We start from the raw sequence: 15109 nt of genomic DNA, 5'->3' as shown, positions 1-15109 counted from the left end.
CGGGCATTTTTGTTTTATTATTGGCGTACCAATTGAATCCCAGTGTAATGACCCGTTGCTTACTTCTGTTTTTAGCGCTCTTTGTTTTTAATTGTAATTCAAAAGATTCATCCGAACAGGCCGCAGACGCGCTTTTTCAGACATTGAAAGATAATGAGGCCAAAATTGTGGTCACGATCGGAGGGAAGGAGTTTTACCCAAAAGAAAGCATTTTCTCCGGCCAGGCGCTGATCTCGGATAATATGATGAACCTGACATTAACGGATCAGTTTGAGGGGAAAACGATCATTAACCTGGGAGGGGAGAAATGGTATGCGGCGCAGCCTATTACCAAGGCGATCACAGCCAACAGCCCGGTTGAAACAAGCATTAAAATGGGCAAGATCATTAACAAAGCGCAGATGATCGGCGAGGGTTACATGATGGCTGAGGGCGAGATCACAGCTACCACATTTACAAAAGACAAAATGGTTTTTCGGATTAAAGGTAAGGTCGGAAAATATAGCGACTTCCAGCAGCCCGACAAATATATTCCCGCAGAGGGCTTCATCGTTTATAAAAAGCCCGCAGTAAGTTTGGGCAACATTACTGAAAAAGAAGTTTTCAGCTCCTCGATTTCGAATTAAATGATAACAAAATACATGGGCTCCGTGCACACGGCAGCTATTTTGACCTTCCTGTTCATTATTTCTTCCTGCAAAGATTCCAGCAAGCCGGACGGCTTGTTCGAGGAAATGGATGCTTCGGCAACGGGAATTGATTTCGTTAATAAAGTTGAGGACAAAGAAGACGTTAACATTTTCAATTACCGCAATTTTTACAACGGCGGCGGCGTGGCGATCGGGGACATTAACAATGATGGCCTGCCTGATATTTACTTCACCGCCAACATGGGCGATAACAAACTGTATCTTAATAAAGGCAATTTTAAATTCGAAGACATTACAGCCAAAGCCGGCGTTGCGGAGCCTGACAAATGGAGCACGGGCGTGGTGATGGTGGACATTAATGGTGATAATTTGCTGGATATTTACGTCTGCAATGCGGGTTACCAGAAATTCGTCAACAAGCAAGGCAACTCGCTTTACATTAACAACGGCGACCAGACATTCACCGAATCGGCCGCAAAATATGGCCTGAACGAAACCGGCTACACCACACACGCCGCATTTTTTGATTACGACCTCGATGGCGACTTAGATGCCTATATTCTGAATAACAGTTTCATTCCAGTAAACACACTCAACTACGCCAACGACCGCAACATGCGTGCGAAAGACTGGCCTGTAAAAGATTTCCTCAAAGGCGGCGGCGACAAATTGCTGCGTAATGACAACGGCAAGTTTGTAGATGTGAGCGAAGAAGCCGGCATTTACGGAAGTCTGATCGGCTTCGGTTTGGGCGTTACCGTAGGCGATATGAATGGCGACCAGTATCCGGACATTTATGTTTGCAACGACTTTTACGAAAAGGATTATTTATACATTAATCAAAAGGACGGAACATTCGCCGAGGAGCTCGAAAAACGCGTGAAACACACGAGTCTGGCTTCCATGGGTGCGGATATGGGCGACATTAACAACGATGGTTATGCCGAGCTTTTCGTTACCGACATGCTTCCGCGCGACGAATATCGCTACAAAACGACCACTTCATTTGAGAACCATTATCTCTTTAATCTTAAAAAAGAAAAGGGTTTTTACAATCAATATATGCAGAACAGCCTCCAATTGAACAACCAGGATGGCACATTCAGCGAGATTTCAAATTATTCGGGTGTGGCTGCGAGCGATTGGAGCTGGGGGGCTTTGCTTTTTGACGCAGATAATGATGCCAAAACGGATATTTACGTTTGCAACGGCATTTATCATGATATTCTGGATCAGGACTTTATCGATTTTTTTGCCAACGAAGTGACGCAGAAAATGGTGATGTCCGGCGAGAAGGAAAATATGCAGAACATTATTGATAAAATGCCTTCCAATCCGGTCACAAATAACTTTTTTCACAATGAGGGCAACTTGCAGTTCAAGGAGCGTGCGGATGAATTTGGGTTAGGCGAAAAGTCGTTTTCCAACGGCGCAGCTTACGCGGATCTGGACAATGATGGCGATCTGGATCTGGTGGTTAATAATGTGAATCAGAAGTGTTTTGTTTACAAAAACAAGTCGGAAGCGAAGGCAGAAAAGAACCATTATATCAAGCTCAAACTCGCCGGCGAAGGCAAGAACACATATGCGATTGGCTCTAAAATTGAAGTCTTTGCAGGCAATCAGATTTTTAGCAAGCAGGTTAACCCCGCACGCGGCTTTCAATCCAGTACGGAATATCCGATAACGATTGGCTTGGGAAAAACCAATGTGATTGATTCCATTCGCATCATCTGGCCAAATCGGAAGGTTACAATGCATCCGAAAATCAATGCGGATACAACATTGAATTTTAAGATTACCAACACAGGAGCAGACTTCAACAATGCGGTTAAGCAGAAAACAATGATGCTGACCGAGGTCGCAGGCAACGGCTTTGATGCGCACCAGGAGGATAAATACGAAGATTTTTACCACGAGCGTAACATTCCAATGCTCCTCTCACAGGAAGGTCCCAAGGCGGCCATCGGGGATGTGAACGGCGATGGGCAGGCGGACGTGTATGTGTGTGGCGCGAAAGGACAGGGTGGACAATTGTATCTGCAAAAAGGATCGTCATTTATAAAATCAAGCCAAAAAGTGTTCATGGATCTGGCCGGATTTGAAGATACGGCGGCCACATTCTTTGACGCGGATGGCGACGGCGATCTGGATCTGGTGGTAGGAAGCGGAGGAAACGAAACATTGGTGACCAGCCCCGATTTACCCACAAGACTTTATCTGAATGACGGGAAAGGCAATTTTGCGATCAATACACGGGCTTTGCCGCCCAATTCCATGAACACGGCCGTAATCGCGGCACATGATTATGACAATGATGGCGACATTGATTTGTTCGTGGGAAGCCGCAGCGTGCCGCGAGAATACGGATCGAGCCCGAGGAGTTATCTTTACCAGAATGATGGAAAGGGCGTTTTTAAGGAAATTGGCAAAACGATTTTGCCAGAGCTCACCAAGCTGGGCATGGTGCGGGACGCTTCCTGGGCGGATGTGGATGGTGATAAAATCAAAGAGTTGATCATTGCAGGCGACTGGATGGCACCCGTGATCTTTAAATATAATGGCGGCAAATTTGAAAAAATAGCGTCTGGACTTGAAGCTTACACCGGGTTCTGGGGTTGCCTGAAAGTGGCGGATATGGACGGTGATGGCGATCAGGAGATTATTTTTGGCAATATAGGCGAGAATTTTTCTTTGAAAGCTTCGGCTGACACGCCGCTGAAAATCTGGATCAATGATTTCAATAAGAACGGGACCATTGAAAAAGTAATGACCAAAACTGTCGAAGGCAAGGATATGCCGGTGCTGCTCAAACGTGAGATCACCACGCAATTTCCCTTCCTGAAAAAGGAGAGTCTTAAACATTCTGAATATGCTAATAAGTCCGTGCAGGATCTGTTTCCGAAGGATTTGTTGAAATCGGCGGTCGAGAAATCAGTGAATTATCTTAAATCTGCGGTTGCTGTGAATGATGGCAAAGGCCGGTTTACATTGCAGGAACTGCCGGCGATTGCACAAATTTCCTGTCTGAATGCCATTGAAAGCGAAGATGTGAACGGCGATGGCAAACCTGACCTGATCGTCGGCGGTAATTATACGCATTTCATTCCGCAGCTTAGCGCGCTGGACGCATGCCGCGGTAATGTGCTCATTAACAAGGGAAATATGCAGTTTGATGTGCTGCTCAGCACGCAAAGCGGCTATGCCATCGACGGTGAAGTGAAACAGATCAGTCCGATCAACATTCAGGGCGCGCCTTACCTGATCAACCTGGTGAGCAATGCGAAGCCCGTCCTTTTCAAGATTAACAAGCCGCAACCGGCCAATTTGTAGTTCATGCTTTTTCAAAAAATATTTACCAAAATTCTGCTCATTGCTGTCATCCTGGCCGGTTTTTCCTGCGCCAGGGAAAAGGACATTGCCGAGTATGATTTTGACCTGCTAACCGCGGAAAAAACCGGGATCGACTTCTCCAACACGCTGAAACCGACCAAGGATTTCAACATATTTTACTACATGTATTTTTACAATGGAGGCGGGGTTGGAGCCGGGGATCTGAACAACGACGGACTGATCGACCTCTGCTTTACGGCCAACCAGGAGCCCAACCGCATTTACCTGAACAAGTCGGGCATGAAGTTCGAGGATGTGACGGATAAGGCGAATTTCAAGGGTGATAAGGGCTGGTCTAATGGTGTCTCGATCGTGGACATTAACCAGGATGGCATGCTGGACATTTACATTAGTCAGGTTGGGGATTTTGAGTCGATGAAGGGGCATAACCTGCTTTTTGTATGCCAGGAAATCAAGGATGGCGTGCCGGTTTATGCTGAAAGATCAAAGGAATACGGGCTCGATCTGGTCGTTTTTGGAACGCAGGCGATGTTCTTTGATTATGATCTGGACGGCGATCTGGACATGTTCCAGCTCAATCACTCGGTTCACCAGAATGGCACATTTGGCCGCAGGGCGCTTTTTGAGGATGTATATCATCCGCTGGCTGGCGACAAGTTGTTCAGAAATGACAACGGAAAATATGTGGAAGTCTCCAAAACAAGCGGCATTCACAGTTCTGCGCTGGGTTATGGCCTTGGACTAGGTGTTGGCGACATTAATTTTGACGGTTTTCCCGACATGTACATTGGTAACGATTTTCATGAAAATGATTATTTGTATATCAATCAGAAAAACGGTGCATTTCGGGATATGACAGATTCGTCGCTGATGCATACGAGCCAGTTTTCAATGGGCGTGGACATTGGGGACCTGAACAATGACATTTTTCCTGAAATCGTATCGCTAGATATGCTTCCATCCAACTATGAGATCCTCAAAAAATCAGAAGGGGAGGACATGTACAGCATTTTCAAATACAAGATCCGGCAGGGTTATAATTATCAGTTTGCACGAAATAATCTGCAATTCAACAATGGAAACGGCACATTTAGCGAGATTGGCATGTATTCCGGCGTGCATTCTACTGACTGGTCCTGGGCAGCTCTTTTCTCTGATTTCAATAATGACGGCTTAAAAGACCTCTTCATTTCCAATGGTATTCCGAAGCGGATGAATGATACGGATTACATCAAATTTGTTTCGGATGACGTGGTTCAGGAGAAGATCCGGAATAAAAACTTCGACGAAAATGATCCGGGCTTAGCAGACAAACTGCCTGAAATTAAGCTGAATAACAAGTTTTTTGCCAATAAGGGCGATCTGGCGTTCACGGATATGGACGGCTTGATCCGGAATGATCAGGTTTCGTATTCCAATGGTTCGGTATATGCCGATCTGGACAATGATGGCGACCTGGACATTGTGACCAATAACATTAACGAAAAGGCATTTGTTTACGAAAATTTGAATGATAAAAAGGCTGGTAAAGGTGATTTTACAAAGCTTTATCTCAAAGGGAAACAGGGCAACCGCAATGCCATCGGCACCAAATGTCTGGTTTTTAAAAAGGACAAAGTGCTGAGTTTTGAGAAATTCCCGGTTCGGGGTTTTCAGTCGAGTATGGAAGTGCCTTTGCATCTTGGTTTGGGCAAAAAGACCGATGTGGATTTCGTGTTTGTAATCTGGCCCGATAACCGTTTTCAAGTGCTTAAATCGGCTGATTTGAAGGATTCGCTGACATTAACCTACAAAAATGACCTGCCTGTTTTCGATTATCAAAAATTCAAAACCAGCAGAGAAACCAAGGATTATACATTCGAAGACATTGCAGCGCAGCTGGGTGTGGGCGTGAAGCATGAGGAAAATAATTTCGTTGAGTTTGACCGTAACTCGCTCATTGCCTTTGAAGTAACTGCCGACGGACCAGCTTTGGCGATTGCAGACATTAACCACGATGGCCTGGATGACATTTTCGTTGGGTCTTCCAAAAAGCATCGGAATCACCTGTTTTTGCAAACGAATGCGGGTGTTTTCAAGGAATCATTACAGCCGGCTCTGCTGAAAGACAGCACTTATGAGGAAGTCAGTGCGGAATGGGTGGATGTGAACCGGGATGGCCATGTGGACCTCGTGGTGGCGACGGGCGGGAATGAGTATGTGAACAATTCCGAATTCCAGATGCCGCGGATTTATCTGAATGATGGCAAAGGGAATCTGAGTGCTAAGGCGGATGCATTTACCAATATTTATGTGACCGCTTCGTGCGTCATTCCATTTGATTTTACGGGTGATGGGGTCGTGGATCTGTTCATAGGCGGTCGTGCCGTGCCGCTCAATTATGGTGAGATTCCGAAGTCTTATCTGCTCAAAAATGATGGTTCGGGTAAATTTACGGATGTTACCAGTCAGTATGGGAAGGAACTTTCGAACATTGGCTATGTAAAAAATGCGAAACTGGCCGATCTGGACAAAGACGGGGATGAGGATCTGGTGCTCGCGTTGGAATGGGACGGGATTGTGATGATGCAGAACAACGGCAAAAGCTTTTCCAAAAAAATGCTGACGGACAAAAAAGGCTGGTGGAATTTCGTCATGCCCTATGATTTTGATGGCGACGGTGACCTGGATATCCTGGCTGGAAACCTGGGTTTGAACAGCCGGTTGAAAGCCAATGCTGCGCAGCCGGTGAAAATGTATATCAATGATTATGACGGAAATGGCCGTAAGGAACCGCTGCTAACTTATAATCTGAATGGCAAAGAAGCACTTTTTCCGACCAAGCTGGAAATGGAAAAGCAAATGCCCGTGATCCGTAAAAAGTACATTTTCGCAACCGATTTTGCCAGAGCCAACATTGGCGATATAGTAGGCGAAGACAAGCTGAAAGAAGCACAGGTTTTATCCGCAGATTATTTTGAAAATGCCGTTCTGGTCAATGATGGCAAAGGCAATTTTGAAGTAAAATCATTGGGATACAAAGCACAATGGACGCCATTTTACGACGCGCAAATCATTGATGCCAACGGCGACAAACTGCCCGATGTGCTGATTATGGGTAATTTCTATAACTGCAACATTCAAATGGGCCGCTACGACAGCGATTTTGGCACGGTGCTCATCAACCGCGGCAACTGCAACTTCACGCCCGAATCATTGAAAGGTTTACAGGTCAAAGGGCAGGTGAAGCATTTGAAAAACATCAAGTTGAAAAGCGGTAATGCCATCGTGGCTGCGCGGAATGACGACAAGCTCGTGGTGATACGGCGTAAAAAATAGTCTTTCAGGATTACAAATTTGTGGTGTTCTTCAAAATGTGAAATTGTAAGCAACCGTCGCGATCGGCGTTGCGAAAATATTCAGCTTATAGCTTTTGGTAACGGCGTTTTCGGTCTTGAAGAAAACGGAATAAGCGTTTTTGCGGGCATACAGATTGTAAATTGAGAATGTCCAATGGCCTTGCCAGCGGCGGTTTTTCATCGTCGGATTGTAAATGTTCCACGCAAAGTCGAGGCGGTGATAGTCGGGAATGCGCTTGTTGTTACGCTTGTCGTAGAATGGGTAAACATTGTTTTGGTAATTAATAAAGCCTATCGGTTCAGAGTAAGGCCTGCCGGTGCTGTATGCAAAGGTGAATCCGAATGAATTGTGCGTGTCAACCGTGATGTCCAGGGAAGCGTTGAATGTGTGCGGTTTATCGTAATTGGCTGGATACCAGTCGCCACGGTTTACTTGTTCGATCAATGCGGCGTCCCGGTCTGCAATGTTCAGTGATCTTGCATAGGTGTAGTTAGCCCAGCCTTTGAGTTTCCCCTTCTTTTTAGAAAGCATCATTTCCAGGCCATACGACCTGTTTCTGCCCTGGATCATCTGCGTTTCGGGATATTGCTGTAACAGGAAATCCGCGCCTGGCTTGTAATCAATGATGTTTTTGGCGTTGCGGTAGTAACCTTCCAGCGTGATCTCATAAATGTCCTCATCAAACGATTGGTAGAATCCAGCCGTAAACAAATGGCTGATCTGCGGCTTAATGTGCGTATCGCTCGTTTTCCAGCGGGAAGTGGGGATAGGCGTGGCTGTGTTGGAAACCACCTGAATATATTGCCGCATCAGGTTGTAGCCGAATTTGAGCGAAATCCGGTCATTCAGCGCATAACGCACACCCACACGCGGCTCCGGCCCGCCGTAGGATTTTGAAACTTTACCTTTGTTATAAACCGTTGAATCCAACACCGAAAAATCATCCCTCGGCTGGCCGGGCAAATAATTTCTGACAATAGCCTTGCCCGTCGCCATAAAGAACGAATAACGCAACCCGAGCGAAACGGCCAGTTTTTTGGAGAAATTGATCTCATCATCAGCATACCAGGCCACTTCATTGGCATGCTCAGTGGGCGTTGCAATGTAGTTGACGCTCTTGCTCAGTCCCGGCTGCAAGGTGCCGGGTGCAATGACATATTGCGTGCCGATAAATCCCGTTTCAAACTTGTGGTTGGCCAATTGATAGTTAATGTTCGACTTCACCTGACGTTGCTCTACGGCCGATTCCAGCTTCACCACATTGCCCGTTTCCTTTTCCGCTGTGCCAATGTCAGGCGTGTATTTAGCATAAATGGCCGTCGTTTGCAATGTAACCTCCGGACTGATCACGTGCAGCCAGCGCAGCATGCCGTTGGTCGTAATGTGCTTGTAATAAGTGTCCGTCCCGACCACATTGGGCAGGTTAGTCAGCAGGTCTGTTTTGAAATAATCATTGCTGTAATAGCCCATGAATGTGAGCGTATTCTTTTGATTGATCTTCCAAAACGACTTAGCAGAAAGCTCGCCAAACTTGGCGCTGATATTATTCAGCTGCTTATCGAGTTTGGGCAAAATAAAATCATTAAAAGCCCCACGGCCAGCCACATACACACCCAGTTTCCCCTTGATAATCGGCACATCGACCATTAATCGGTTTGAAATGAGACTGATACTGCCTTCGAGTCTGATTTTTTCCAGATTAGAATTTTTGGTTGAAATATCAAGGACGGATGCCACCCGGCCGCCGAAGCGCGCAGGCACATTGCCTTTATACAAATCAAGACTATTAACTGTATTCGGCGGAATAACCGAGAAAAGCCCAAACATATGCGTGGGATTAAAGATCGGCGTATCGTCCAGCAAAATGAGCGTTTGGTCTGTGGTGCCGCCTCTTATATTGACGCCGTTGGAGGCTTCGCCGACGCTGGAAACGCCTGGTAACATTTGCAGGCTGCGCAAAATATCCAGCTCACCAAAGGCGGAAGGCAGCTTTTCGAGCGTCTTGATGTTGATCTGCAAGGCGCCGAGAATGGGCTGCCGGATGGTTTGGTCAAAACCTTTGCTTGTAATGATAACTTCTTCCAGCTGGCTCGACGTTGTGGTCATTAGCACATCGAAATGCGCTTTCTGCGTACCGCTTTTGATAAAAACTTTGAATGCTTCGTAACCCACATGCCGGATCACGAGCACATGATCGCCATTAGGAAGGTTAATGGTAAAATTGCCTTTCGCATCCATTTCCGCAGCCGACCAGCTTTTTCGGTAATCGATCACGATGCTGGCCCCCGGTAAAGGCGCGCGCGTAGCCGAATCTCGCACCGAGCCCGTGACGGTGAGCCCCTGTGCCGAAGCGGTGATAACATTGACCAGTAAGAAAAGAAAAATGTATAATCCCTTCATTCACAATCCATTTATTGCGTCCATTTCCAGTCTTTGGGTAAAAACGGCGTGCGCGACCTGCTTTTTTTACAAATCGCCAGCGGAATGTATGGCCGCCCGGCGGAGCGCTCTTCCAGGATCGGGTCGCGGTTGTGAACGGTTTTGAAAAGCTGGTTCAGCACCGCCGCATTCTTGATATTTTTCCGCCAGAGCATTGTCCGGTATTCCGAAACGGAGGAAGCAGTAAAGAACCCGATGATCAGCTCATTTTTGTCTTTCTGATTGGTAACATTGCCTTGAATGGGCGCGGGCGGCGTGTCTGCCAGTGTTCCTGAATTATTTGCCTGATCCTGAATGAGTTTCAGGAAGCGATATGCATTAGGCGTGAGCGAATTCTGTTGCAGGCTTACCAGGCACGGATTGGATTGTAAAAGAGGGATCTGCGCCACGAGCTTGTCTTTTTGTCCCTGTCCGTTTGTATAAATGTCTGAGAAAATGGTGATGTCTTTGCTGTAAAAAATATCCCAGCAAAGGTCCTCGCAGGTGTAATCGTAAATGTCGTTGTATTTTAATGTCAGGTCTTTGAAGCAGTCGCCATCCACACCGTTTTCCGCATCGAAAAGATAATATTTTCCCTGATTGCATGTTGTGCAGGTTTTTTGCAATTCCCAGAGCGTCCATTGCCAGCGGTAAAAATTCTTCTCGCCTGCGGGATCATCGAAATCAAGATAAATGTCGTTGCTGGGCGTGAATTCACCGTAATATTCCGAAAGTTTTGGGATTCCTTTGGGGTTAAAAACGTCATACGCGCGGTTCACGGCTGAAACCGGCGGCATGATTTCAGAGGAAGATTTGTAGAATTTCCCTTTTTCTGTTAAAAATTCCAGCTCATAGGCATCGCCTACTTTCCCTTTGAAGTTGGCAGGCAACTGATAAATGCCCGGCTCCGTTTCAGTAAGATTAAGCACTTGTGTCCCGTTTACGATCACCTTCGCCTTTGCTTTTTCCAGAGGCAATGTGGACAGGCCTTTGGTCCAGATCGTCTGTGGGAATTCAGAGCTTTCGTTGGTTGCTTCCGGATTGGTTTTGGATAAGGAAATAAACTGCGGGACATCCAGATCCGTCAGCACACCGTCCACCACAATATATTCCTTCGCCGTCTCAAAAGTGACGCCATATGGCTCCACACAGGCCGTAATGCCGGTGATCAGAAAGGTTAGCAAAAACGAAAGCCTGTAATTCATGGCTATTGAATAACTATTTTCTTTGTAAAAAACTGCCCCTGCCCATTCCGAAGCCTCACCACATACGCACCGCCCGAAACGCGCAGGTCCAGGCTCAAATCCAGCACTTTACCCTTGCTATGCTGCCCTAATGCACTTTTATAAATTGAAACTCCGGCAACATTGTACACTTCCAGTTCATAGTTGCCGGTTTCAGGAACATTCACTTTTACCGAAACAGGGGACCGGGCCGGATTTGGAAAAACATTCAGCACGAGATCATCCGCTTTCGGCTCGGCGCCGGTAATCACGTCGAGGCCCACACGCGTGACCGCAATGTTGGTTGTTGTATTGCAATCCCAGTCAAACTGCACTTGCAGCTGCTTGCCCAGCAAGTCGTAATAAGCCGTGTTGTTCTTGAATTCGGAGCTTGTATAAACGACCGGGATCGATTGACCATTCAGCGTTACGGCAGTTGGATTCGACGTAAAGTTTTTTATTTCAAATATTAAATGTCTCTTGGCAAAGGACTTATCAAAGTTTTTTGTCCGCTGAGCCGTCACATTTACCAGATCATTGGAAACCTTTCCGCCGAATTCGACAAGTTCATATTTTGATTTTGTCAAAGAATTCGGGTCAATGCCGTCATCGTGGAACATGGTGAATGTGGATGTCGGAACTGAAATGTCCTGGTAAAACCGCACCGTCAGGCTATCGGAAGTGTATTGGTCGGTGGATTTTTTGGTCGTGGAAGTGGACATAGGAATAAAGCTGCCGCCTCTGGCATAGACCGGAATGTTGTCAACGGTCAGTTTTGGAAAAATATTCGTGTTGCCATTATGCACTTCATTATTCCAGAAATTAAACCATTTCCCAGGCGGCAAAACGATTTTTCGAGACGGCATTCCATGCAGCAGAACGGGCGCAACCAGCAGATTTTCTCCAAAGAAATACTGATCGCCGAGGTTACCAAGCGCCCTGATATTATTAAAATAGTCCATAGGCAGGCAGATTGGCCTTCCCGATGCGCTGTTTTTCCAGGCCAGTGAATAAATGTAGGGCAGAAGCTGGTAACGCACGGTTGCATATTTTTTGACCGTGCTGTAAAACGGTTCGCTGAGGTTAAACGGTTCTATATTCTCGCGCTGACCGGCCACTTTCAAAATCGGCGTGAATGTCCCAAACTGAAACCAGCGTAAATCCAGCTCTTCATCCTTATCTGCCTTATCCGACATAGTAAAAGCCCCGCCCACATCCGAATGCATATAACCCATTCCCGACATGCCAGCCTGAACCAGGATCGGGATTTGGAGCTTCAAACCAGCCCAATAGCGACTCACATCGCCACTCCAGGGCAAAGCCCCATAGCGCTGCGAACCCGCCCAGCCAGAACGTGTCATGTGAAAAATCCGCTTTTCAGGAAAGTCTTTTGTGAAGTTATTATAAAAGGTTTTGGACCAAAAAAGAGAATACAAATTATGTATCTGAAAGGCATTGCCCAGCTCGTGCACGGCATTCATCGGGTGCGGGTCCGGCTCTGTTTTCTCGCTCCACCAACCCGCAACGCCCTGAACGGCCAGTTTTTTGTGTTTTTCCCAAAGCCAGATTTGGGCAGCAGTTTTGAAAATGTCAAGTAGTCCGGTCGTTGCAGTGCCTACGTTCATTGCGTAGGTTTGGCCGCTGTTAGGAGTTTTTGTAAAAAGAGATTGCGCTTCCGCTGGTTTGTAACTAATGGACTTGGTGCTAATGTAGGGATCTGCAATTAAAATGGTTTTGACACCTTTATCCAGCAAGCTTTTCACCATTCCAGCTGCAGTAGGCCAGTTTTTCGTATCCCAATCCATGTTACCACGCACATTCTGTCCGCCATACCAATGTGAGTCCAACGCCAAGGCATCCACGGGAAATCGCTGGTCTTGCAATTTCGTAATGGCCACCGTCGCATCACTCTCATTGGCATAACCCGATTTTGACTGAATGTAACCGAAAGCCCAACGCGGAGGCAGCGGCTGGCGGCCCGTCAGAAGCGTATAATTAGCCAGAATCTCATCATTATCATTGCCATGGATCAGATAATAAGCCCATTTCCCCGTGCTCGCCGACTCTACGCGCAGCAATGTCGAATCCACAGCGCCCACATACATCCGCATGGAACCCGGTCTGTCGCTATCGAAGAAGAGGCCATATTTGTGGGACGAAACAATGAAAGGCACATTCAGGCTTTGTGACAAACCTGTTGACTGGTCAAAATATTCGTGTTCCCAGGAGTTATAAAAGTCGAAACCTTTCCTCGCAAGATCAGGGCCAAAAGGGCGCCCGCCCGCGCCATGAAAAACGTCTTTTGGATTAATGTTGAAAAGATAGCTGACCGAATCCTTTGCCTGCACAAAACCCCGCGTTTCCTTGATTTTAATTGCATTACCAGACTTCAATGCAACATTAAGCGGGAACTTGCCGATTGTCAGCGTGCACTTCTCAGTCCGGATCTCAATGTTGTCTTTGGTTTCAACGATGTTCAGCACAGCTGTTGAAGGCGGGAGAATTACGGAGTAGGAACTGTCAAGACCGGGTGCATTTTTGGACGGAAGCATTTTCACCTTAAATATTTCCGGGGAGAAACTCTGGATAACAAGCACGCCTTTGCTGCCCTGAATGCTGATACTGCCTTTGCCCTTCTCGTAGCTTACGAAATTGCCTGCTCCCTGGCCGAAAGACAGCTTACCCGCAACTACAAAAAGCAAAACAAGGAAGTATTTGTATGTCATAGACTTAAATCCGCCGCACCCAGCGCTCTCTCCTAAAATTAAGTCAAATAAAACAAATATTCCTGGCTATTGTTTAATTATTTGGGATGTTGATCATCATTGACAATGCTGATAATTGAATGTCGTAGTTCTCTCGATCGCAGCAGCCCCTTGCTTGAAAGTGATAACGGCGCCGGTGGGGTAACAGGATGAATTGTTAGGTTCTAAAACTTGTAAGTCGCGGCTAGTCCAACACTCACCATTTTGACGTGTTGATCATAGAAAGTAAATAAGTGAGAATTGAAAACTCCGAATGAACTATCTGGGACAGTGGTGTCATTCCTGGTTTTTGGTAAAAAACTCCTGTTCATCATTTTTTGATAAATTCCACCTAAATACTTCACAGAGGCTGTGATCGAAACGCGCTCCGTCACCGTGTAATCCACACCTAATCCAACATTGAACCCAACTAAGTATTTCTTCGCGTCCAGTTTTGACCAGCGGTAAAAGTAACCCATCTCCGATTCAGGTGTTTCCTGATAGCCAGCGGCTTGCATTACGTCGTTTTTGAGCATAAATGCAACGGAAGGGCCTACGAAAACATACGGCTTGATCTTACTTCTGAGATCGCGGTTCAAAGCAATGGTCATGGACAGGTCGATGTGGAAGGTCCTACTTGAAAACCCGGTTATTTTAAGATCCTTATCATACTTTTCGGGTATAATAATGGAATTTGGAAATGGAATGGCGTGAAATCCGGTGTTGCTAAGCAAGAGGTTTTTAGCCGTTGTATTGTTTATATAAGCATCAAGGTTGATGCCAATTCTCTTTGATAGGTCTATGTCGACCCGGAGGCCCAGCGGAATGGAATTGCTGCTTCCATATTCCGTTCGCTTATTAGTTGCTAATCCGGTTGGTGCAGAATTAAGGTCAAAAGCTGTCCTGTTAAACGAATAGCCAGCATATGGGCCTATCCATATCGAAGTTTTCATTTGACTCAGGGATTCTTCAAATAACTTGGAATAAGCGCCCTGGGATTGATTGGCGAAAAGTGTCAAATTTTTGAGATAGCGCGCTGAATATTGGGCTTTAATGTTGGACTTGGCGTAATAGGAGTTCACAAGCTCTTTTCCAAAAATAATGGGCAGCGCCCGGTTCATATGCTGCTGGGAAATAACAAGCATCGAATCTCTTTTCTCGATATAAAAGAGCTTGTTTTTCTCATTAAACAACAGGCTGAACGGGCCCTCGACCAGCAACACAAATAATGTGTTATCCGTCCCTGCGGACTTGTTCACGTAATATTTTCCATTCGCATTCCTAATCTCCACGATGTCAGCAAAGGAGATTAATTGCTTTTTACCGCCGCTATTGACGGACACTGCGTTCTGTTTATACAAAGGAACTGCTTTGCCGATAA

The 15109-nt window shown here is 46.2% G+C and carries 7 protein-coding genes; 3 read left to right on the top strand and 4 right to left on the bottom strand.

Features of this window, described 5'->3' with window-relative positions:
- Positions 1-47 precede the first annotated feature (47 nt).
- From LZG74_RS15405 to LZG74_RS15395, 3 genes are read left to right on the top strand one after another with little or no spacing between them, the layout of a single operon-like run.
- Positions 48-626 carry a hypothetical protein gene (locus LZG74_RS15405; RefSeq protein WP_233797436.1) on the top strand — a complete coding sequence of 193 codons (579 nt, stop codon included), beginning with the start codon at positions 48-50 and terminating at the stop codon, positions 624-626.
- Positions 627-3983 carry a VCBS repeat-containing protein gene (locus LZG74_RS15400; protein ID WP_233797435.1) on the top strand — a complete coding sequence of 1119 codons (3357 nt, stop codon included), beginning with the start codon at positions 627-629 and terminating at the stop codon, positions 3981-3983.
- Positions 3984-3986: 3 nt separating this feature from the next.
- A complete protein-coding gene (locus tag LZG74_RS15395) occupies positions 3987-7322 on the top strand; it encodes a VCBS repeat-containing protein (protein ID WP_233797434.1) in 3336 nt (1111 codons plus the stop codon).
- 30 nt (positions 7323-7352) lie between these two features.
- Here the strand turns inward: LZG74_RS15395 and LZG74_RS15390 are convergent, their stop codons facing one another.
- From LZG74_RS15390 to LZG74_RS15375, 4 genes are all read right to left on the bottom strand, one after another.
- Positions 7353-9743, bottom strand: a complete 2391-nt coding sequence (locus LZG74_RS15390; protein WP_233797433.1) for a TonB-dependent receptor — start codon at positions 9741-9743, stop codon at positions 7353-7355.
- 11 nt (positions 9744-9754) lie between these two features.
- Positions 9755-10966 carry a DUF4249 domain-containing protein gene (locus LZG74_RS15385; protein WP_233797432.1) on the bottom strand — a complete coding sequence of 404 codons (1212 nt, stop codon included), beginning with the start codon at positions 10964-10966 and terminating at the stop codon, positions 9755-9757.
- Between the two features lie 2 nt (positions 10967-10968).
- A complete protein-coding gene (locus LZG74_RS15380) occupies positions 10969-13710 on the bottom strand; it encodes a TIM-barrel domain-containing protein (RefSeq protein ID WP_233797431.1) in 2742 nt (913 codons plus the stop codon).
- A 203-nt stretch (positions 13711-13913) separates the two neighbouring features.
- Positions 13914-15071 carry an outer membrane beta-barrel protein gene (locus LZG74_RS15375; RefSeq protein ID WP_233797430.1) on the bottom strand — a complete coding sequence of 386 codons (1158 nt, stop codon included), beginning with the start codon at positions 15069-15071 and terminating at the stop codon, positions 13914-13916.
- Positions 15072-15109: the final 38 nt, after the last annotated feature.

The sequence above is a fragment of the Dyadobacter sp. CY327 genome (assembly GCF_021390415.1).
Lineage (GTDB): Bacteria > Bacteroidota > Bacteroidia > Cytophagales > Spirosomataceae > Dyadobacter > Dyadobacter chenhuakuii.
The sequence above is the reverse complement of the archived record's forward strand: the minus strand, read 5'-3'. Positions and strand labels throughout refer to the sequence as shown.

Excerpts from the sequence above, each read along its gene's own strand:
- LZG74_RS15405 (WP_233797436.1), top strand. The coding sequence starts at position 48 with ATGACCCGTTGCTTACTTCTGTTTTTAGCGCTCTTTGTTTTTAATTGT.
- LZG74_RS15400 (WP_233797435.1), top strand. The coding sequence starts at position 627 with ATGATAACAAAATACATGGGCTCCGTGCACACGGCAGCTATTTTGACC.
- LZG74_RS15395 (WP_233797434.1), top strand. The coding sequence starts at position 3,987 with ATGCTTTTTCAAAAAATATTTACCAAAATTCTGCTCATTGCTGTCATC.
- LZG74_RS15390 (WP_233797433.1), bottom strand. The coding sequence starts at position 9,743 with ATGAAGGGATTATACATTTTTCTTTTCTTACTGGTCAATGTTATCACC.
- LZG74_RS15385 (WP_233797432.1), bottom strand. The coding sequence starts at position 10,966 with ATGAATTACAGGCTTTCGTTTTTGCTAACCTTTCTGATCACCGGCATT.
- LZG74_RS15380 (WP_233797431.1), bottom strand. The coding sequence starts at position 13,710 with ATGACATACAAATACTTCCTTGTTTTGCTTTTTGTAGTTGCGGGTAAG.